Below are 19,552 nucleotides of genomic sequence, written 5' to 3'. Positions count from 1 at the left end.
CGGTGTACGGGACCGCACGGCGTACGACCTGAGGAGGCCGCGGCTTTCCGCCCCTGGGCAGCCGAGCCGCCGCCGCCCGGCCGCCTAGGCTCGACCCCATGCAGCTGCGACTTCCCCGGAGGGGCCTTCCCCGCACCCGTCCGCCGCGGTGGGCGGCGGTCGCCGCCGTCCTCGCCGTGCTCGTGGGCGGGGGTGTCACGTGGAGCGCCGTCGCGGACGACGCACCCGCGCCCGTGACCCGGGCGGACCGGATGCTCGACCTCGACGGGGTGCGGATCGACACCTCGTACTTCACCGCGGGCGGCCCCGGCCGGCGCCCCGCCGTCCTCGTCGGGCACGGCTTCGGCGGCTCCAAGGACGACGTGCGGGCGCAGGCGGAGCGGCTGGCGAGGGACGGGTACGCGGTGCTGACCTGGTCCGCCCGCGGCTTCGGCGCCTCCACCGGGCGGATCGGCCTCAACGACCCCGCCCGTGAGGTGAAGGACGTCCGGGCCCTCGTCGACTGGCTCGCGGACCGTCCCGAGGTGCTGCTGGACAAGGCGGGCGACCCGCGGGTCGGTGTCACCGGCGCGTCCTACGGCGGGGCGGTCTCGCTGCTCGCGGCGGGGTACGACCCGCGGGTGGACGCGATCGCGCCGCAGATCACGTACTGGAACCTGGCGGACGCGCTGTTCCCGGACGGCGTGTTCAAGAAGCTGTGGGCCGGCATCTTCTTCTCGACGGGCACGGGCACAGGCACCGGTACGGGTACGGGCGCCGGTACGGGTACGGGCGCCGGTCCTGGTCGGGGGCAGGGGGACGCCTCCTGCGGGCGCTTCAGCCCGGAGGTGTGCGCCCTGTACCAGCGCGTGGCCGTCGCCGGAATGCCGGACGCCGCCGCGCGCACCCTCCTGGAGTCCCGCAGCCCCTCCGCCGTGGGCTCCCGCATCAAGGTGCCCGCGCTGATCGTCCAGGGCCGGTCCGACTCCCTCTTCACCCTCGCCCAGTCCGACGCCATGGCCAGGACCATCGCCGCGAACGGCGCCCCGGTGGCCGTGGACTGGACGGCGGGCGGGCACGACGGCGGCGACCGCGAGACGGAGCGGGTGGAGGCCCGGATCTCCACGTGGTTCGACCGGCACCTCAAGCGGGACACGACGGCCGACACCGGCCCCGCCTTCCGGGTGAGCCGCACCGGGGGCGTCGACTCGACCGACGGGCGCGCGACCCTGCGCGGCGCGACCGCCGACGCCTACCCGGGCCTGGCCGCGGGCCCGGTGGCGGTCGCGCTCTCCGGTCCCCCGCAGACGTTCGCCAACCCGGCGGGCGCGAATCCGCCGGCGGTGTCGGCGGTGCCGGGCGTGGCCGGCGGACTGTCCCGGCTCTCCTCCCTCGGCGTGGGCCTGTCCGTCGACTTCCCCGGCCAGTTCGCGGCCTTCGACGCCCGCCCGCGGACCGAGCCGATCCGCATCACCGGCGCCCCGACCGTCCGGGTCCGGGTGACGTCGACCGCCCCCGACGGCTCGGCGGTCCTGTTCGCCAAGGTGTACGACGTGGGCCCGGACGGCCGGCAGCAGGTGCTGCCCGCCCAACTCGTCGCCCCGGTAAGGGTGGAGCACGCGACCGCCGGCCAGGAGCTGGCCCTGACCCTGCCCGCCGTGGACCACGAGGTCCCCGCGGGCCACCGTCTGCGCCTGGTCCTCGCGGCCACGGACCTGGGCTACGCGTCGCCGCCGACGCCCGCCGCGTACACCGTCTCCGTGGCGAGCCCGCTCACCGTGCCGACGGCACCGGCCGTGAGGAGCCAGGCGGCCGGCCTGCCGTGGTGGGTGTGGGGCCTGCCCGCGGCCGGGGCGCTCGTCGCCGGCCTCCTGCTGCTCACCGCCCGCCGCCGCACGACGACTCCGCCCGCGGACCCCGAACTGGCCACCGTCCCGCTGCGGATCACCGGCCTGACGAAGAGGTACAAGGGCGGCGACCGGTACAGCGTCCGCGACCTGTCCTTCCGCGTGGAGCAGGGCCAGGTCCTGGGCCTGCTCGGCCCCAACGGCGCGGGCAAGACGACGACCCTGCGCATGCTCATGGGCCTGATCACCCCGGACGAGGGCGAGATCCGGGTCTTCGGCCACGCGATCCGCCCGGGTGCGCCGGTGCTGTCGCGGGTCGGCGCGTTCGTGGAGGGCGCGGGCTTCCTGCCGCACCTGTCGGGCCGGGAGAACCTGGACCTGTACTGGAAGGCGACCGGGCGCCCCGCCGAGGACGCGCACATCGACGAGGCGCTGCGGATCGCCAACCTCGGCGGCGCCCTCGAACGGGCCGTGCGCACCTACTCGCAGGGCATGCGGCAGCGCCTGGCCATCGCCCAGGCCATGCTGGGCCTGCCCGACCTGCTGATCCTGGACGAGCCGACGAACGGCCTGGACCCCCCGCAGATCCGGGAGATGCGCGAAGTGATGATCCGGTACGCGGCCGGCGGCCGGACGGTCATCGTCTCCAGCCATCTGCTCGCCGAGGTCGAGCAGTCCTGCACCCATCTGGTGGTGATGGACCGCGGGAGCCTGGTGCAGGCGGGCCCGGTCGAGGAGATCACGGGCTCGGACGAGACGCTGTTGGTGACGCTGGCCGGCCCGGTCCCGGACGAGGTGGTGGAGAAGCTGGGCGCGGTGCGCGTGGAGGCGGGCCTCCTCGTGCGGCTCGCCGACTCGACGCCCACCGACCTGATCGCGGAACTGGTCCGCCTGGAGGTGCCGGTGACCGGGGTGGGGCCGCACCGCCGCCTGGAGGACGCCTTCCTGACCCTGATCGGAGAGACCGCATGACCGCCGCCGCCCTCGGCTACGCGCCCGGCCGCACCCTGCCCCTGCGCGTCGAGGCCCTGCGCCAGCTGAAGCGCCGCCGCACGCTGGTGATGGCCCTGATCCTGGCCGCTCTGCCGTTCGTCCTGATCGCGGCGTTCGCGATCGGCGGCGGCCCGGACGGCGCGGAGAACACCCGTATCACCCTGATGGACACGGCGACGGCCTCGGGCGCGAACTTCGCGGCGACCTGCCTGTTCGTCTCGGCGGGCTTCCTGCTGGTCATCCCGGTCGCCCTGTTCTGCGGCGACACGGTCGCCTCGGAGGCCGGCTGGTCGTCCCTGCGCTACCTCCTCGCGGCCCCGGTCCCGCGCGCCCGCCTGCTGTGGTCCAAGCTGGCGGTCGCCTTGGGCTTCAGCGCGGCGGCGATGGTCCTGCTCCCGCTGGTGGCCCTGGCGGCGGGCACGGTGGCGTACGGCTGGGGTCCGCTGAAGCTCCCCACGGGCGGAGCCCTCCCGGCCACCGACGCCCTCCTCCGCCTGGCCCTGGCGACGGCCTTCGTCTATGTCTCCCAACTGGTCACGGCGGCCCTGGCCTTCTGGCTCTCCACCCGCACCGACGCTCCTCTCGGTGCGGTCGGCGGCGCCGTGGGCCTCACCATCATCGGCAACGTCCTCGACGCGGTCACCGCCCTCGGCGACTGGCGCACCTTCCTCCCGGCCCACTGGCAGTTCGCCTGGGCGGACGCGCTCCAGCCCCAACTGGAGTGGTCCGGCATGGCGAAGGGCACGGCGGTCTCGCTGACCTACGCCCTCGTCCTCTTCGCCCTGGCGTTCCGGGGCTTCGCCCGGAAGGACGTCGTGTCCTGATCCCGCGGCCCTCGACGGGCCCTCACACCCACCCCCGACGAGCCGCTTCCGCCCCCGCGCGGAAGCGGCTCGTCGTGCCCAGGGCCGCCATCAGTTCGCCGACGCGGCGGCTGTACGTGCGGGGGGACATGCCGAGGCGGGTGGCGGCGGTCTCGTCGGTGAGGCCGCTGAGGAGGGCTTCGAGGACGGGGCGGAGTTGGGCGGGGAGGTCGCGGACGGGCGGGGTCAGGCCCGCCAGTTCCTGGCCCGCGTCCCACGTGGTGTGGTGGGTGCGGACCAGGGTCTGGATGACGACCGGGTCGCGGATCAGGAGCAGACCGTTGTAGTGGAGCTCCAGGTCCAGGGGGACGGCGGCGATCGTGCGGTCGACGACGATCATCTTGAAGGGGATCGCGTCCGCCACCCGCGCCCGGCCCGGCACCCCGACCGCGCCCGCGAGCTGGGGGAGGGCATGGCGCGGGACGATGCGGCGGACCTCGCCGGCCCGTTCCGCCGCCGCCCGCATGCACGCTCCCGCCAGCTCCAGGAACGGCTCGGGGATCGCGCGCGAAGCGGAGGCGGCCGGGTCGTCGAAGGTCAGCAGCTCGTGCCGCGCCGAGGCGGCCAGGCCCGCGAGGGCCGCGCTGACCCGGCGGGTGCCGCGGACCGGGCGGCCCGGCGGACGCTGGAGTTCCGGACCTGCCCGGCCCATCGCCGAGCGGGCGAGCATCACGGAGCCCGCAGTCTCTGTCACCGCTGACCACCCCCGCCCGTTCGGTGTGCCACTCCATGTACGCATGCGACTGCACACGGTGACAACCCCTGTTGACAAAGCTGGCGAGTCCCTGCCACTGCGGCGTGCCCCCGGCGCCGTTGCCGCATTGAGATCCATCCGCAACTCCTTCGTCTGCTCCCTCCGGCCTGCCCGCACGTCACATGGAGAGGACGCCGCCCTCACAAGTGGCGCTGATCAAGGGGGAGATGGCATGAGACGGAGAATCGCGGCGGGAGTGCTCGCCGGGGTGTTGCTCCTCGCCGGGTGCGGCGCGGGAGGATCGCAGAGGGACGGCGGGCGGAGTGCGCGGGAGGACCACGGGACGCCCGAACGTGTGGTTCCCGACGGCGGCAGGACCGCGCCGTCCCAGCGGCACCTCTCCACCTTCGCCCTCGACGTCGACACCGCCTCGTACGGCTACGCCCGCCGCACCCTCTCCGAGGGGCGGCTGCCCGAGCCCGACGCCGTGCGGCCCGAGGAGTTCGTCAACAGCTTCAGGCCGGGCTATCCGGCGCCCAGGGACAACGGGTTCAGCGTCACCCTCGACGGGGCCCGGGCCCAGGCCGACGGGTGGTCGCTGCTCCGCGTCGGGCTCGCCACCCGGCCCAGCGAGGGCGAACGGCCGCCCGCCGCCCTCACGTTCGTCGTCGACGTCTCCGGTTCCATGGACGAGCCCGGCCGGCTCGACCTGGTGAAGGAGTCGCTCGGGATCCTCGTCGACCGGCTCCGTGACGACGACTCGATCGCGCTCGTGACCTTCAGTGCCGAGGCCGAGGTCAAGGTGCCCATGAACCGGGTCGGCGGGCAGCGGCAGCGGATCCACGAGCTCGTCGACGGGCTCGGCACCTCCGCCTCCACCAACGTCGAGGCCGGCATCCGCACCGGCTACGACGAAGCCGTCCGAGGGCACCGCCGCGGCGCCACCAACCGGGTCGTCCTGCTCTCCGACGCCCTCGCCAACACCGGTGACACCGACGCGCAGGGGATCCTGGAGCGGATCGACCGGGAACGGCGCGCGTACGGGATCACGCTCTTCGGCGTCGGGGTCGGCAGCGAGTACGGCGACGACTTCATGGAGCGGCTCGCCGACAAGGGCGACGGGCACACCACGTACGTCTCCACCTCCGAGCAGGCCCGCAAGGTCTTCGTCGACCAGCTCCCCGGCCATGTCGAGCTGCGCGCCCGCGACGCCAAGGCGCAGGTCGCCTTCGACCCGAAGACCGTGGAGAGCTTCCGGCTCGTCGGCTACGACAACCGGAAGGTCGCCGACGAGGACTTCCGCGACGACCGCGTCGACGGCGGCGAGATCGGCGCCGGGCACACCGTCACGGCGCTGTACACGGTCCGGCTCAAGCCCGGGAAGACCGGACGGGTCGCCACCGCCACCGTGCGCTGGCTCGACCCCGTCACCCGCGCCCCGCGCGAGCGCTCCGGCTCGGTGGACTCCGCCGCCCTCACCGCTCCGCTCTGGGGGCCCGGCCACGACAGCCTCCAACTGACGGCGCTGGCGGCCTACTTCGCCGAGCGGCTGCGCGGCGGCACGCTGCCCGGCGCGCCCTCCCTCGCCGTGCTCGCCGACCGCGCGGAGGCGCTCGCCGCGCGGGCGCGGTCCGCCTCGGTCCGCGACCTCGCCGCGGCCGTCCGCCAGGCCGACGCGCTGGGCATCCCGGGGGAGGACGGGGACCCGTACGGCTATTGAGGGGTCGGGGGCGGCCGTTGAGCGGGCCGCGAGCGGCTGTCGAGGGCCGTGGCCGTGCGGTAGGCGCGTGGTCGGCGAGGGCGTCGGCCGGCCACGGGCATGCGCGGCCGAGGCGGGGGCTCTCGCGAGCGCCGTCCGCCATCATGGCCCCATGGCCGCCCTCCTGCTCGTTCTCGCCGTCCTGTCCACCGGGCTCTACGCCGGGTTCCTGCTGATCTTCCGGACCGGCATCATGCCCGCCCTCGCCCGGCTCTCCGACGAGGAGTTCGTGGGCGCCATGCGGCGGATCAACGAGTACGTGCCCCGCGCGGTCTTCCTCGGCGTCTTCCTCGGGGTCGTCGTCTTCCCCGCCGCCGCGCTCCTCGTGCCCGTCGACGGGCGGACGGAGACCCAGAAGTGGCTCGTGCTCGGCGGGCTCGTGGCGGCCGTGGCCAATCACCTGGTCACCGTCGCCGGCAACGTCCCCCTCAACAACGCCCTCGCGGCGGCCGAGACGAGCGGGCTGCCGGCGGCGGAGGCCCGGGCCGCGTTCGAAGGGCGGTGGAACGGCTTCCATCTCCTTCGGACCCTGCTCGTCCTCCTGTCGTTCGCCCTGCTGACCGTCTCCGCCGTCGTCACCGACTGAGGGGTCTGTTTTCCCGTCGCCCTGAGTGACGGTCATGGCCCGCCGGCGGGTCCTGATCCGCGGCAGACGGGCGCGACCTGACGTTCTGTCGACTCTGTTAAATCTTGTTTCCACAGGTCAGGGGCGTGTGCGTCCAGCCCGTGAGATGTGCGGGTTCTCTGCGAACAAGGCTTCGGGTATCTTCCTGCTGCCGGAAAATTGGTACCCCCAGGTTTGTTTTCTCGGGCCACCGGGATGCCGGTTCGGGCGATGAGAGGGACGTGACTCCCATGGCGAAGCAGGATCGGGCGATCCGTACCCGTCAGGCGATCCTGGAGGCGGCCGCTGCCGTCTTCGACGAGCGGGGATACGAGGCCGCCAAGCTCTCCGACATCCTCCAGCTCGCCAAAGTGACCAAGGGCGCGCTCTACTTCCACTTCGACTCCAAGGAAGACCTCGCGCACGCGGTGATCGACGCCCAGGTGTCGGTCGTGCCCTCGGCGCCGCCGCAGGTCTCCAAGGTGCAGGAGTTCGTGGACGTCGGCATGGTCTTCGCACACCGGCTGACCTGCGACCGCGTGCTCAGCGGAAGCGTCCGGCTCACCCTCGACCAGGGCGGGCACGAACTCAACCGCAGCGGCCCCTACCGGGAGTGGACCGAGATCAACCTGCGGCTGCTCACCGCGGCGAAGGAGTGCGGCGAACTGCTGCCGCACGCCGACCCCGAGGAGGTCGCGCCGCTCGTCGTCGGCGCCTACGCGGGGCTGAATCTGATGACCCACGCCCTGGAAGGGCACCGTTCCTCCATGGAGCGCTGGGCCTCGTCGCTCTACCAACACCTCCTGCCGAGCATCGTCGTCCCCTCCGTGCTCACCATGCTCGACCTGGGGCCCGGCCGAGGCGCCCGTGCACTGGGAGTATCGGAAGACCCCTCCTGACCGCGTTCGCAGGGCAGCAAACCAAACCGCCGTGGCGGTTTCTTTGAAACCCTGGCCGGATGGCACCCGCACCGCTGCCTGAAAACGATCCCCAAAGCGTACCCCCGGGTCCAGTATCTGGATCCGCGGGTACGTTTCCCTGGGCGCTGACGCCTTGTTGATGGGAGCGAAGCGGGGCGAAAGGGGCAAAAATGCAGTCCGTGCGGTCCAGCGTTTCCGTACCGTCCGGTTTCTTATTGACATGCATCGCGGTCTCTTTTCTAATCGTCGAGGGTCATCCCGTGCACAGACGCTGAGGGGGCAAAGTGGACGTACGGATCCTGGGAGGGCTGTCGGTACGCGAGAACGGGGTGTCGATCACCCCGACCGCGGCCGCGCCACGGCAACTGCTCGCCCTGCTCGCCGCAAGTGCCGATCAGGTCGTTCCGGTCACCGTCCTCATGGAGGAGGTGTGGCCGTCCGGCGCGCCGCGCGGCGCCCGGGTCGAGCTCCACTCGCACATCCTCGGACTACGGGTGCTGATCACCGCCGCGCTCGCCGAGAGCGGCCTCACCGCCGGCGGGGCCGACACGGACGGCGACGCCCGTACCGCCGAGACCGTCCTCGCCGCCCAGTCCGGCGGCTACCGGCTCGACACCGGCGGCGGCTCCCACGACGTCTGGCAGTTCGAGCGCGCGGCCGGCGCCGGATACCGCGCCATGGAGGCCGGTGACCTCCCGCGCGCCGCGCTCCGCCTCGGCGAGGCCCTCGCCCTGTGGCGCGGCGTGCCGTACGCGGGGGTCGACGCCGGCCCGCGGCTGCGCGCGGAGACGGAACGCCTCGAAGCCTCCCGGCTCAGCGTGCTCGACCAGTGGATCGAGGCCCAGCTGGGACTCGGCCGCCACGTCGAGATGGTGCCCGAACTCGCCCTGCTCGCCGCCCGACACCCCGTCAACGAGTCGCTGCACGGCCAGTTCATGGTCGCCCTGCTGCGCTCCGGCCGCGCCGACGACGCCCTGGAGGCCTACCGCAGGCTCTGCGTCGGCCTCCAGCGGGACGGCGGCCGTGAGCCCTCGGCCCGCCTGCGCCGCCTGCACCGCTCGATACTGACGGTGCGGGACTCCGGCCTCGCCCGGATACCGGCCCAGGCGGTGGGGGGTTGGCCCCGGTCGCCGCGGCCCGTGCCGGCGGCCGCCATGGCCGTCGCGGGGATGGCGGCGACCCTCGTCTGACGGGGGGCCCGACGGGGCGCGGGCCAACGGCCCGCCAGGGGCCCGGCGGACACCCGTCGGGCATCCGACGGACCGTCGGACCAAAGGGGAATGAAGTGGTCGATCTCACCGTTGACCGTCGTCGACGACCGAATTACTTTCGGCCAGCGGAGGGAGTTGAGGCATGTCCAACGACAGCGCGGACGGGGGCGGGGGTGCCGACGCGCTCGCCGTTCTGGAGCTGCTGGCCGCTCAGGCCCCGCCGGCACGGTTCGCCGAGCTGCTCGACCAGGCCCGGGTGGCCGGCCTCCCCGAGGGCGAACTGGACACCCTGGAGAGGGCCGTTCACCTCGCCACCGGCGTCAGTCTGTCCCTCGCCCGCCGCGAGCAGCGCGAGGCGGGACTCGCCGCGCTCCTCGACACCACGCGCGACCTGACCGTCCCGTACGACCTGGACGGACTGCTGCGGGTCGTCATCCGCCGGGCCAAGCGCCTCCTCGGCCTCGACCTCGCCTGCATCACCCTGCGCGGCCCGCACGGCGGACGGCTGCTGCACAGCGCCGAGGGCGCCCTCACCGCGCTGGACCCGGCCAACTGCCCCACCTTCTTCGAAGGGGACGGACTCGGCGGACTGGTGCACGCGCTCGGCGAGCCCGCCTGGACCGAGGACTACCTCGACGACACGCGTTTCGCCCACACCGCCGCCATCGACGAGATCGCCCGGGCCGAGGGCCTGCGGGCCGTCCTCGCCGTGCCGCTGCGCACCGCCGACACCACCCTCGGCGTGCTCTACGGGGCCGACCGCACCACCCGGAGGTACACCGCCGACGAGATCGCCCTCGTCGCCGCGCTCGCCGAACTCGCCGCCGTCGCCACCGAGAAGGCGGGCCTCCTCGACCAGACCAGGGCCGAGGTCACCGAGCTGGAGCGGGACAGCTCCCGCGCCCGCACCCGCCTCACCCGCATGCGCTACATCGGCGAGGCGCACAGCCGCATCATGAACCTGATCCTCGCCGGCGGCGACCTGCGCAACGTCGCCACGGCCGCGGGGGACGCCCTCGACGGCGCCGTCCTCGTCCGCGACCCCGGCGGCCGGACGCTCGCCCAGGCCGGCGAGATGCCCGGGCTCGACGAGGACGCCGTCGCGAAGGCCTCGCTCGACGCGCACGCCGGGCGCCGCCCCGTCCTCACCGCGGGCGACGGCGGACCGCGCGGCGACGAGCCGGGCGGCGGGGACCAGACCTGGGTCGCCCCCGTCCTCGCCGGCTCCGAGGACCTGGGCGTGCTCGTCGTCCGCGCCGCCACCCCGCTCACCGGCGAGGACGAGCGGCTGCTCGAACTGGCCGCCCAGTCGGTCGCGTTCCTGCTCCTGATGCAGCGCTCCACCGCCGTCGCCGAGGGCCCGGTCCGTGATGAGCTCCTCGACGACCTGCTCGCCGAGCCGCAGCACGCCCCGCAGCAGATCGCCCAGCGGGCCCGCCGCCTCGGCCTCGATCTGCGCAAGCCGCATGTCGTCGTGGTGGCCCGCCCGGAGGGCGGCGAGCAGGGCCGCGCGGTCGTGTGGGCCTCCTCGTACGCCTACCGCATGTCCGGTCTGAAGACCGTGCACGGTGGCGCGATCGTGCTGCTGCTGCCCGGAGTGGACGCCTCGGCCGCCGCGAAGGCGGTCTCGGGCGAGCTGTCCCCGCTGCTCGGCCATCCCGTCTCGGTGGGCGCGGCCGGCCCGGCCTGGAGCGCCGACAGCGTGAGCCGGCTCTATCTGGAGGCCATGCGCTGCCTGGACGCGATGGGCGCGCTGGGCGGCGCGGGCGCGGCGGCGTCCGTGCAGGACCTGGGGTTCCTCGGGCTGCTGCTCTCGGACGACCACGACGTGGACGGGTTCATCGAGTCGGCGATCGGGCCCGTGCTCGACTACGACGCCGAACGGTTCACCGATCTGACCCGCACCCTGGAGGCGTACTTCGCCTCCGGCGGCAGCCCCACCAACGCGGCCGAGGCGCTGCACGTCCATCCCAACACCGTCTCGCGGCGTCTGGAGCGGATCGGCGAACTCCTCGGCGCGGAGTGGCAGAAGCCCGGACACGTCCTGGAGGTGCAGCTGGCCCTTCGCCTCCAGCGCACCCGAGACGTCCTCGCCCGCCAGCGCGCGGACCTGCGCGACGCCCGCGCGGTCGCCCCGTCCTGCGACCGCCCGATACCACCCGCGTAAGCAGCGCTTCACGGCCGTCGCCGCAATCGGCGCTTCACGGCCGTCCGCGTGCGCAGCGCTTCACGGCCGCTCGTCCCAGAGGCCGGAGCCTCGTCGAAGCGCGCAGCAGAAGCCGTCGCAGCCCGCCGCCGGCAGCCCGGCCGGGGCGTCCCGCTTCCGCAGGACGCCCCGGCCCGCCGGCGTCATCCCGCCGAGCGCCCCTGGACCTGGCCGTACGCCGTGGGCGCACCCGCGTTCCGGTCGGGGGCGAGGACGGTCGCCGCGTGGGCGGCGGAGGCGAGCGTGATGTGCCGGTGCCAGCCGCGGAACGAGCGCCCCACGAAGTCCCGCAGCCCCGCGCCCTCGCCGACCGCGCGGAAGTCCCGCTCCACCCGCCGCGACAGCTTCGTCAGCCGCAGCAGCGGGCCGACCGCCGAGCCGGTCAGGTCGGTGATCCACAGCCGGGCCGGGGCCCGCCGCGGGTCGTCCCACTCGCCGAGCAGCAGCAGCGGACGCTGCCGCTCCCCGGCCGGTACGGGCAGGGTGACCCGTACCGCCGTGGCGAGCGAGGTCCGCGAGGTGCGCACCCCGGCCGCCGAGTCCACCCAGCTCACCGGGCGGCGCAGCCCCTTGAGGGACTCCAGGATCTGCAGGGCCGTCAGCGGGCCCGCGCCGAAGCCCGGCAGCGAGCGGTCGGCGACGGTCAGCCGGCAGCCGGTGCCGATCCGGGCCACCACGGGGACGCCCGCGACCGCGAGCCGGTGCAGCGCCGCCCGCCCCGCGCCGCCGCGGATGTCGAGCAGCAGCGGCTTGCGGGCGACCCCCGGCCAGCGGGCGGTGTCGAGCGCCGCGTTGACCGCGCACTCCTCCAGCGTCTCCTCCGCCGCACCCTCGGGTACCTCCGCACGATCGCGCCGCGTGCGGTCCTTGACCCAGGGGTCCGGCAGGAAGAGGCGCCAGTTGACCGGGACGCTCAGCTCGTCCGAGGCGAACCACACCCCGAACGCCTGCTGCCCGCGGAAGACCTGGCCCCGTTCGGGGTCGAAGCGCCGGTCGACGCCGACGGAGTGCTCACCGGCCTTCGGTATCGGCATCGGGCGCACCACCCACGCCTGCGGCCCGCTGTTCTGCTGCAGGAAACGGGCGAGCTCGGCCCGCATCGGCTGCCAGTCCCAGGTGGAACTGGAGATGAAATGGTGCAGGCTCTGCTCCGCGGCCGGCCCGCCGATCTGGGCGGCGATGTTGCGGATGGACTTGCGGCCCTGGGCGGTCAGCAGGCCGCGCAGGTACTGCTCGGCCTTGATCCGCTGGTCGCGGCGCGGGAAGGCGGAGAAGAGCGCGGCGCACAACTCGCCGTAGACGTCCTCGTCCGCCGCGACCCGGGGCGCGGCGACGGTCCTGAACCTGCTTGCGACGGATGTACTCACGACACTCACGACACTCCTGACCGACGGTTGCGCAGCTCCCTCCAGCTGCCCCTCCACCGTCGCGGTTCGCCGCCGCCAGGACGAGGTGTACCCGGCACCCGTCTGGGCCGCCTGATGGTGGCCGGACCACCGCCATACCCCGCGGGGGGATCTGACAGACTCACCGGAGGAGCTTTGACCCGTGCGCGGCCAGGCCTGGACCATCAGTTCGAGGCTGCACGGGCCGGACTCCGGTTAATGCCCCAGGCCGGGGTCCGTGCCTGTGCGCCTCGCTTGCGCGCACCCGTCCGAGCTGTGCCGACGGGCCGCCCCGACGTCCCCGTATCCGGACACCTAACCTGGTCCCATGGGATTCCGCGCGCAGCTTCCGGTCGTCGGCGTGGTCGCCGCGGGCGGCGCGCTCGGCGCCTCCGCCCGGTACGCGGCGACGCTCGCCTGGCCCACCCCGGCCGGCGCCTTCCCCTGGACGATCCTCACCGTCAACGCGGTCGGCTGCGCCGCCCTCGGCGTGATCATGGTGCTGGCCACCGAGACCCTCACGCCGCCCCACCCGCTGCTGCGCCCCTTCCTCGGCACCGGCGTCTGCGGCGGATTCACCACCTTCTCCACCTACGCCCTCGACACCCAGCGCCTGCTCGCCGGCGGGGACACCGCGCGCGGGCTGCTGTATCTCGCCACGACCGCGCTGACGGCGCTCGCCGCCGTGTGGGCGGGCGTGGCCGCGACCCGGGCCGCCGTCCGGGCCGTACCGGAAAGGAGGCGGCGATGACCCGGCTCTCCGGTCCCGCACTGCGCCTGACGGTCCTCGTCGGCGAGCAGGACACCTGGCACCACCGGCCGCTGTACACCGAGATCGTGCACCGCGCCCACGCGGCCGGGCTCGCCGGCGCCTCGGTCTTCCGCGGGATCGAGGGCTTCGGCGCCTCCCACCTCGTGCACACCACCCGGCTGCTCTCGCTCGGCGACGACCTGCCGGTCGCGGTCCTGGTCGTGGACACCGAGGAGCGGGTACGGGCCTTCCTGCCGCAGCTGGAGGAGCTGGTCACGGACGGCCTGGTGCTCCTCGACGCGTGCGAGGTCGTCCACTACGGCGACCGGGAGCGGCCGGAGTGAACTGGCTGCTGGTCGTCCTGGGCGCCGCCGTCGGCGCGCCCCTGCGCTATCTCACCGACCGTGCCGTCCAGGCCCGCCACGACTCGGTCTTCCCATGGGGCACCTTCACGGTGAACCTCGTCGGCTCCTTCGTCCTCGGCCTGCTCACCGGCCTCGCCTCGGCCCGCGCGGGACTGCTCCTGGGCACGGGCCTGTGCGGGGCGCTGACGACGTACTCGACCTTCTCGTACGAGACGCTGAAGCTGTACGAGTCGGGCGCCCGGTCCTACGCGGCGGCCAACGTCCTCGGGAGCATCGCCGCAGGCCTGTGCGCCGTCTGGCTGGGCGTACGGGTGGTGGGGGGCTGAAAGCGAAAGCGGGCGGGGGAGGAGGATGAGGAGGAGGAGTCGAGACCGGCGATGGCGGTCGGAACGGAAGGAAGCCGGTCGGACGCCGGTCGGAACGGTCGGAATCTGGCCCGAAGCCGATCGGAACCCGGTCGGAAGCCGGTCGGAACCCGGTCCGAACCCGGTCGGAAGCCGGTCCGAACCCGGTCGGAACCCGGTCGGAACCCGGTCCGCATCCGGTCTGAAGCCGGTCCGAAGCCGGTCTGAAACCGCCCGCCCGCACGCTGCGGTGCATGACGACGAACACCGTGCACCTCACCCCCGAGCAGATCCACGCCACCGCCCCCGGCTACGCCGGACTCCGCGCGCTTCCCGAGTTGCCCCGCGTTGTCCTGCCGGGCCTGCGGACCCCCGTCCGGCTCGTCACCCGCCACGAGGACGTCAAGGCCGCCCTCACCGAGCCCCGGCTGGTCCGGGACCGAGGCTCCGTGGCCGTACCGGAGGAGACGGCGGACGGCGGAGACCCCCAGGACGAGCTGATGGAGGCGGCCTCGGCCGGGCTGCCCGCCGAGTACGTGAAGTACTTCGCCGGGCATCTCTCCCTCTTCGACGGCGAGGAGCACGCCCGCCGCCGCGCCCCGCTCACCCGCGCCTTCACCGCCCGCCGGATCGCCGCCCTGCGCGCGTTCGTCGAGCGCAGCGCGGACGAGCTGCTCGCCGCCGGCGAGCGCGACGGCATGGACCTCCTCGGGGACTTCGCCTACCCGCTCAGCACCCAGGTCATCTGCGAACTGGTCGGCGTCGACGCCCGGGACCGCGACCAGATGTGCGCCTGGATGCGGGACTTCGCCTACGGCGACGGCAGCCGGACGGGGGAGGCCCTCGTCGGCATCGTCGAGTACTGCAAGGGGCTCATCGCGCGCCGCCGGGCCGAACCCACCGAGGACCTGATCTCCGCCCTCGTCCAGGGGGCCGCGGACCGGGCGGACGGCCTGAGCGACGACGAGCTGGTCGGGATCGTCTTCCTGCTCGTCAACACGGGCATCACCCCGCCCGCCCTCTTCCTCGCCCACGGCGCCCTCGCCCTCCTCGACCACCCCGAACAGGCCGCCAGGCTGCACGCCGAGCCCGAGCTGCTCCAGCGGGCCGTGCCGGAGCTCCTGCGGTACGTCACCCTGGTCCGGATCGGCGCCACGCTCTACGCCGCCGAGGACTTCGTCTTCGCCGGGACCGCGCTGCGCGCCGGGGAAGCGGTCGGCATCGCGCTGCTCGCCGCCGACCTCGACCCCGAGGAGTACGGGGAGGACGCCGAACGCCTCGACATCGGGAGGGAGTTCGGGCGGGGCGATGGACACCTCGCCTTCGGGCACGGCGCCCACTACTGCATCGGCGCCGCGCTCGGGCGACTCGTCACCTCCGTCGTCCTCGACCGGCTCTTCGTCCGCCGGGCGGCCCTGCGGCTCGCGGTCGGCCGGGACGAGCTGGAGTTCGGGCACTGGCCGGCCGACGGCTTCCACCTGAAGAGCCTGCCGGTCCGCCTGTGACGGGATTCCGGGACGGGATTCCGGGACGGTGCTCCGTGAGGATCCTCCGTGGGGGTTCTTCCGTGGGGGTTCTCCGTGACGGTTCTCCGCGGCGGGCCCCCGCCCGGTCAGCCTCCGTCCGGTCAGCCTCCGTCCGGGCGTCTGGTCGCCAGTAGGTCCAGTGCTGCGGAGGGCAGTTCGACCCGTGCCAGGGCGGCGTACTCCGCCCTGGCGTCGGCGTACGCCGCCCTGTCGGCGGCCTCGGCCGCCTGCCGCGAGCGGGCCGAGGACATGGTCGGCTGGAAGCTGCGCAGGCACCGGAACCGCTCCGCGAGCGCAACGAACCGCACGCCCGTCTCCGTCCGGCCCTGGGCCAGGTCCGCGTGACCGAGGGCCAGCAGCAGCGCCCCGCAGACCGGGAAGCCCACGAGCACCAGCCGAGAGGGGTCGCCGGACCGGGCGAGCAGCGCGGTCAGCCGGTCCGGGAGCGCGGCGAGCAACTCCGCCACCAGGTCGAGCCGCCCGTGCTGGGCGTGCGCGGCGACGGCGACCGCCTGGAACTCCAACGCCCAGGTGGCCAGGTGGAGTTCGCCGCCGTGCCGGGGGATGTCCGCCCCTGCGAGGGCGTCGACGACCCGGCGCCACAGGCCGAGCCCGTGCTCCGTCGCGCCCCGGGCGAGGGCGATCTCCGCGCGGGCGCCCAGCTCGGGCGTGAACAGGTCCACCGCCTCCTCCGGGCGGTGCCGCACCGCGAGCTCCAGCCAGCGCTCCGCCGCGTCCAGGTCGCCGGTCTGCAGGCAGGCCAGCATCATGCCCCAGCGCAGGCCGACCATGTCCTTCCAGTCGCCCAGTTCGTCCATGACCCGCAGGGCCCGCTGCATGTACGCGATGGCCTCGGCGCCGCGCTCGGTGGTGAGGCACAGCTCGCTCATCCGGGAGAGCCCCATGAGCGTCGGCCAGGGGATCCGGCTGCCCTCGAAGTGCGCCAGCATCCGCCGCGTCGACTCCATGGCCCGCTCGGGCTCGTGCTCGCTCTCCCACAGATAGCCCGCGACGCCCTCGGCGACCCCCGCGAGCAGCGGCTCCTCGCCCGCGCACAGCGCGTCGAGCGCCGACCTGTCGGGTCCGAGGATCCCCGGCATGGCGTTCAGGACGGCGCCCAGCGCGCCGATCAGGGTCGCGGGGGAGGCCGGCGGCAGCCGGCGCAGCGCCACCATGAAGCGGGGTGCGGCGTCCCCGACGCCGAGGAAGGCGTTGACCGCGACGAGCGTGGCGAAGGTGCGCACCGGCTCGATGTCCGCCGGGCCGGGCCGGTGGTGCGCGAGGACGCGGCCGGTGTCCTCGACGAGGGCGATGAGCCGCGCGTAGTTGGCCTCGGTGGTCCACAGGCCGGCCAGCACGGCGGCGACGGCCGCGACCGCCGGGGTGCCGGCCGGGTGCCCGGCGTCCAGCGCGAGGCGCAGCGCCCGCAGCAGGTTGTCCTGCTCGGCGCGGATCCGGTGCCAGCCGGCGCCCGCGTCGGGGCCGAAGGGCGCGTCGTGGTGGGCGGCGCCGAAGGCCCTCGCCCAGGCGACGAACCGGCGCTCGGCCGCTGCGCCCTCGCCCGCGGCCGTACGGTGCGCCGCGCTGAACTCCCGTACGGTCTCCAGCATGCGGAAGCGGGCGCCGGACGGGGTGTCGGCGACCTTGAGCAGGGACTGGTCGACCAGGTCCTGAAGGATGTCGAGGGCGTCCGGGGTGTCCGGGTGGCCGAGGCCGTCCGGGTGGTTGCGGGTGTCCGGGAGGCCGATGGCGTCCGGCGCGGCCGGGCTGCCTATGGAGTCCGGGCTGCGCGGGGAGTCCGGGCTGCGCTGCGCCGCGTCCAGCGGATCGGCGCCCAGGACGGCTTCCGCCGCCTCCGCCGTGAAGCCGTCGGGGAAGACCGACAGGGTGCGCAGTGCCGCCCGTCCGGCCGGCTCCAGGAGGTTCCAGCTCCAGTCGACGACCGCGTGCAGGGTGCGGTGGCGTTGCGGCGCGTCCCGACTGCCGCCGCGCAGCAGCGCGAAGCGGTCCTCCAGGCGCCGGTCGATCTCCGCCACCGACAGGACCCGCACCCGGGCCGCGGCCAGCTCGATCGCCAGCGGCAGCCCGTCGAGGCGGCGGCAGAGCGCGGCGACCGCGTCCGGCGGCAGCGCGACGCCCGGGCGGGCGGCCCTGGCGCGCCGGGCGAACAGTTCGACGGCGGTCGGCTGGTCCAGCTCCGGGAGCAGATGCACGGACTCGGAGGAGAGCCCGAGGGGCGTCCGGCTGGTGGTGAGCACCCGCAGGTCCCGGCCGGCCGCGACCAACGCCGCCACGAGTGCGGCGACTCCGCGCACGACGTGCTCGCAGTTGTCGAGCACGAGCAGGGCCGGCCCTGGTCCCAGGGCGGCGACGATGCCGGCGACGAGACCGGGGGCGGGTGCCGGGTCCTGGCCGGCGCCGGGACCCGGGCCTTGGTCGCCGCCGGGATCTGGGCCGTGGCCGGGCCCGGCGCCGAGACCGGGGCCCTGGCCAGGGCCGGGAGCTGTGTCAGCGCCGAAACCGGGGCCCGCGCCGAGGCCGGGGTTCGCCCCGTGGTCGGGGGCCGCCTCGTGGCCGGGTGTCGCGCCCGCGCCGGGACCGGAGGCCGCCTCGTGGCCGCGGGTCGCGTCAGCGCCGAGACCGGGGCCTGCGCCGAGACCGGGAGCCGTGCCCGCGCCAAGACCGGGGTCCGCGCCAAGACCGGGGTCCGCGCCAAGACCGGGGCCCGCCCCGTGGCCGGGTAGCGCGCCCGCGCCGTGACCGGGGCCCGCCCCGAGACCGAGGCCCGCGCCCGCGCCGTGACCGAGGCCCGCGCCCGCCCCAAGACCGCCAGCCGCGCCCGCCCCGGCCCCCGCGCCCGCCCCAAGACCGCCAGCCGCGCCCGCCCCGAGGCCCGCGCCCGCCCCGAGGCCCGCGCCCGCCCCGAGGCCCGCGCCCGCCCCGAGGCCCGCGCCCGCGCCGAGACCTGGAGCCGTGCCCGCCCCGAGACCGCCGGCCGCGGCAACGCCGCGACCGGAGCCGCCGCCGTGCCGCGGCGCGTCGCCGACGCCGAGTGCCGAGGCGACCTCCCGGCAGACCTCCGCGTCCAGGGCCACCCCCGCCAGCGGCACCATGTGCACCACCCGCTGCTCGGCCGCCCGGGCCACCGCGCCCGCCAGTCTGGTCTTGCCCAGGCCGCCGGGGCCCACGATCGACGTGACCCGCGAGGAGCGCAGCAGGGCCGCCACGGTCGCCAGGTCCCGGTCCCGGCCGAGCAGTTCGTTGGGCTCGTGCGGGACCCCGCGCCGTAACGCGGGCGTCTCCTCCCGCAATAGCTCCTGGTGGAGGGCCCGCAGGGCCGGCCCCGGGTCGGTGCCGAGCTCCTCGCGCAGTCGGCGCCGGTAGCCGTCGTACGTGGTGAGCGCGGCGGCCGTTCCCGAGCCGGCCGCCTCGCAGCGGAGCAGTTCGAGCAGCAGCTCCTCGTCCCGGGGGAACTCCCGTACCAGCGTGCCAAGTTCGGGTGCCGCCTCGTCGCGGCGGCCGGCGCGGGCCAGGGCGAGGGCCCTGCCCCGTACGAGCGCGCGGCGGACGGGCGCGAGGGAGGCCCGCAGCGCCGCCAGCGGGTCGCCGAGGGAGTCCTCCGCGGGGTCGGGCCCCGCCGCCCAGAGGCGGAGTCCCTCCTCGGCCTCGGCGAGGGCCCCCGCGTGGTCGCCGGCCCGCGCCTTCCGCGCGGCCGCGGTCGCGTGCAGCTGCAGGGCGGTGGCGTCGACCCGCTCGGCGGGCAGCGCGAGCCGGTAGCCGGACGGGGTGGTGACCAGCACGTCGGCACCGAGCCGGGCGCGGGCCCGCGAGACCAGGATCTGCGCGGCCTTGACCGGGTTCGCCGGCTGCTCGTCCGGCCAAAGGCCCGCGACGATCCGGCCGGTGCCGCAGCCGGTGCGCAACTCCCCGGCGAGCAGCGCGAGGAGACCCCGCAGGCGGGGGGCGGTCACGGGCTCGCCGCGGAACGCCACCGTCGACAGGAGGGTCAGCTCGATCGTCACCCGTGCAGGTTAACGAGGGGGGCGGCCGTCAGGATCCCGTCAACAGCGGGGGCGCGCGCGTCAAGAGCGCGGGAGGAGACGGC

General features: G+C 74.9%; 14 protein-coding genes. 11 read left to right on the top strand and 3 right to left on the bottom strand.

Translation table 11 applies throughout. From position 1 onward, the window contains the following. Positions 1–98 precede the first annotated feature (98 nt). Together ACH414_RS06300 and ACH414_RS06295 are read left to right on the top strand one after the other, a co-directional pair. On the top strand, positions 99–2,798 hold the full coding sequence (locus tag ACH414_RS06300) for an alpha/beta fold hydrolase (RefSeq protein WP_398940948.1): 2,700 nt from the start codon (positions 99–101) through the stop codon (positions 2,796–2,798). Further along, positions 2,795–3,643 carry an ABC transporter permease gene (locus tag ACH414_RS06295; RefSeq protein ID WP_382535466.1) on the top strand — a complete coding sequence of 283 codons (849 nt, stop codon included), beginning with the start codon at positions 2,795–2,797 and terminating at the stop codon, positions 3,641–3,643. The genes ACH414_RS06300 and ACH414_RS06295 overlap by 4 nt, the downstream gene beginning before the upstream one ends. A gap of 22 nt (positions 3,644–3,665) precedes the next feature. Here ACH414_RS06295 and ACH414_RS06290 read toward each other — a convergent pair whose 3' ends face one another. After that, entirely contained in the window at positions 3,666–4,376 is a 711-nt protein-coding gene (locus tag ACH414_RS06290) for a DNA-binding response regulator (protein WP_382535463.1), read from the bottom strand. 232 nt (positions 4,377–4,608) lie between these two features. Here ACH414_RS06290 and ACH414_RS06285 point away from each other — a divergent pair, with 232 nt between their 5' ends. The 5 genes from ACH414_RS06285 (at position 4,609) to ACH414_RS06265 (ending at position 11,037) form a co-directional block, all read left to right on the top strand. After that, the gene (locus ACH414_RS06285) at positions 4,609–6,096 is read left to right on the top strand and encodes a von Willebrand factor type A domain-containing protein (RefSeq protein ID WP_398940946.1); all 1,488 of its coding nucleotides are present in this window, start codon (positions 4,609–4,611) and stop codon (positions 6,094–6,096) included. Between the two features lie 151 nt (positions 6,097–6,247). Next, complete coding sequence (locus tag ACH414_RS06280) at positions 6,248–6,721, top strand: DUF1772 domain-containing protein (RefSeq protein WP_382535457.1); 474 nt, start codon at positions 6,248–6,250, stop codon at positions 6,719–6,721. 269 nt (positions 6,722–6,990) lie between these two features. Continuing rightward, entirely contained in the window at positions 6,991–7,638 is a 648-nt protein-coding gene (locus tag ACH414_RS06275) for a ScbR family autoregulator-binding transcription factor (protein ID WP_382535454.1), read from the top strand. A 305-nt stretch (positions 7,639–7,943) separates the two neighbouring features. Continuing rightward, positions 7,944–8,849, top strand: a complete 906-nt coding sequence (locus tag ACH414_RS06270) for a BTAD domain-containing putative transcriptional regulator (RefSeq protein WP_382535451.1) — start codon at positions 7,944–7,946, stop codon at positions 8,847–8,849. A 163-nt stretch (positions 8,850–9,012) separates the two neighbouring features. Then, entirely contained in the window at positions 9,013–11,037 is a 2,025-nt protein-coding gene (locus ACH414_RS06265; protein ID WP_382535448.1) for a helix-turn-helix domain-containing protein, read from the top strand. A gap of 182 nt (positions 11,038–11,219) precedes the next feature. On the opposite strand, the gene ACH414_RS06260 is transcribed toward ACH414_RS06265, so the two are convergent. Continuing rightward, a complete protein-coding gene (locus tag ACH414_RS06260) occupies positions 11,220–12,443 on the bottom strand; it encodes an IS701 family transposase (protein ID WP_382535445.1) in 1,224 nt (407 codons plus the stop codon). 346 nt (positions 12,444–12,789) lie between these two features. Between ACH414_RS06260 and crcB (ACH414_RS06255) the strand changes: the two genes are divergently transcribed. The 4 genes from crcB (ACH414_RS06255) (at position 12,790) to ACH414_RS06240 (ending at position 15,426) form a co-directional block, all read left to right on the top strand. Then, positions 12,790–13,212, top strand: coding sequence for a fluoride efflux transporter CrcB (gene crcB / locus ACH414_RS06255; protein WP_382535443.1), 423 nt, complete (start codon positions 12,790–12,792; stop codon positions 13,210–13,212). Further along, positions 13,209–13,556: a DUF190 domain-containing protein gene (locus tag ACH414_RS06250; protein WP_382535440.1), complete on the top strand. Its 348-nt coding sequence runs from the start codon at positions 13,209–13,211 to the stop codon at positions 13,554–13,556. Before crcB (ACH414_RS06255) ends, ACH414_RS06250 begins: the two co-directional genes overlap by 4 nt. Continuing rightward, complete coding sequence (gene crcB / locus ACH414_RS06245) at positions 13,553–13,903, top strand: fluoride efflux transporter CrcB (protein ID WP_398940942.1); 351 nt, start codon at positions 13,553–13,555, stop codon at positions 13,901–13,903. The genes ACH414_RS06250 and crcB (ACH414_RS06245) overlap by 4 nt, the downstream gene beginning before the upstream one ends. 272 nt (positions 13,904–14,175) lie before the next feature. Further along, positions 14,176–15,426 carry a cytochrome P450 gene (locus tag ACH414_RS06240; RefSeq protein ID WP_398940940.1) on the top strand — a complete coding sequence of 417 codons (1,251 nt, stop codon included), beginning with the start codon at positions 14,176–14,178 and terminating at the stop codon, positions 15,424–15,426. Between the two features lie 122 nt (positions 15,427–15,548). On the opposite strand, the gene ACH414_RS06235 is transcribed toward ACH414_RS06240, so the two are convergent. After that, entirely contained in the window at positions 15,549–19,469 is a 3,921-nt protein-coding gene (locus ACH414_RS06235) for an AfsR/SARP family transcriptional regulator (protein ID WP_398940938.1), read from the bottom strand. Between the last annotated feature and the right edge of the window lie 83 nt (positions 19,470–19,552).

It is taken from the genome of Streptomyces sp. NPDC020422 (assembly GCF_044386705.1).
In the GTDB taxonomy this organism is placed as follows: domain Bacteria; phylum Actinomycetota; class Actinomycetes; order Streptomycetales; family Streptomycetaceae; genus Streptomyces.
The sequence above is the reverse complement of the archived record's forward strand: the minus strand, read 5'-3'. Positions and strand labels throughout refer to the sequence as shown.

What these genes read in the sequence shown, in the direction of transcription:
- ACH414_RS06300 (WP_398940948.1), top strand. Translation starts at nt 99, where the DNA reads ATGCAGCTGCGACTTCCCCGGAGGGGCCTTCCCCGCACCCGTCCGCCG.
- ACH414_RS06295 (WP_382535466.1), top strand. Translation starts at nt 2,795, where the DNA reads ATGACCGCCGCCGCCCTCGGCTACGCGCCCGGCCGCACCCTGCCCCTG.
- ACH414_RS06285 (WP_398940946.1), top strand. Translation starts at nt 4,609, where the DNA reads ATGAGACGGAGAATCGCGGCGGGAGTGCTCGCCGGGGTGTTGCTCCTC.
- ACH414_RS06280 (WP_382535457.1), top strand. Translation starts at nt 6,248, where the DNA reads ATGGCCGCCCTCCTGCTCGTTCTCGCCGTCCTGTCCACCGGGCTCTAC.
- ACH414_RS06275 (WP_382535454.1), top strand. Translation starts at nt 6,991, where the DNA reads ATGGCGAAGCAGGATCGGGCGATCCGTACCCGTCAGGCGATCCTGGAG.
- ACH414_RS06265 (WP_382535448.1), top strand. Translation starts at nt 9,013, where the DNA reads ATGTCCAACGACAGCGCGGACGGGGGCGGGGGTGCCGACGCGCTCGCC.
- crcB (WP_382535443.1), top strand. Translation starts at nt 12,790, where the DNA reads ATGGGATTCCGCGCGCAGCTTCCGGTCGTCGGCGTGGTCGCCGCGGGC.
- ACH414_RS06250 (WP_382535440.1), top strand. Translation starts at nt 13,209, where the DNA reads ATGACCCGGCTCTCCGGTCCCGCACTGCGCCTGACGGTCCTCGTCGGC.
- ACH414_RS06240 (WP_398940940.1), top strand. Translation starts at nt 14,176, where the DNA reads ATGACGACGAACACCGTGCACCTCACCCCCGAGCAGATCCACGCCACC.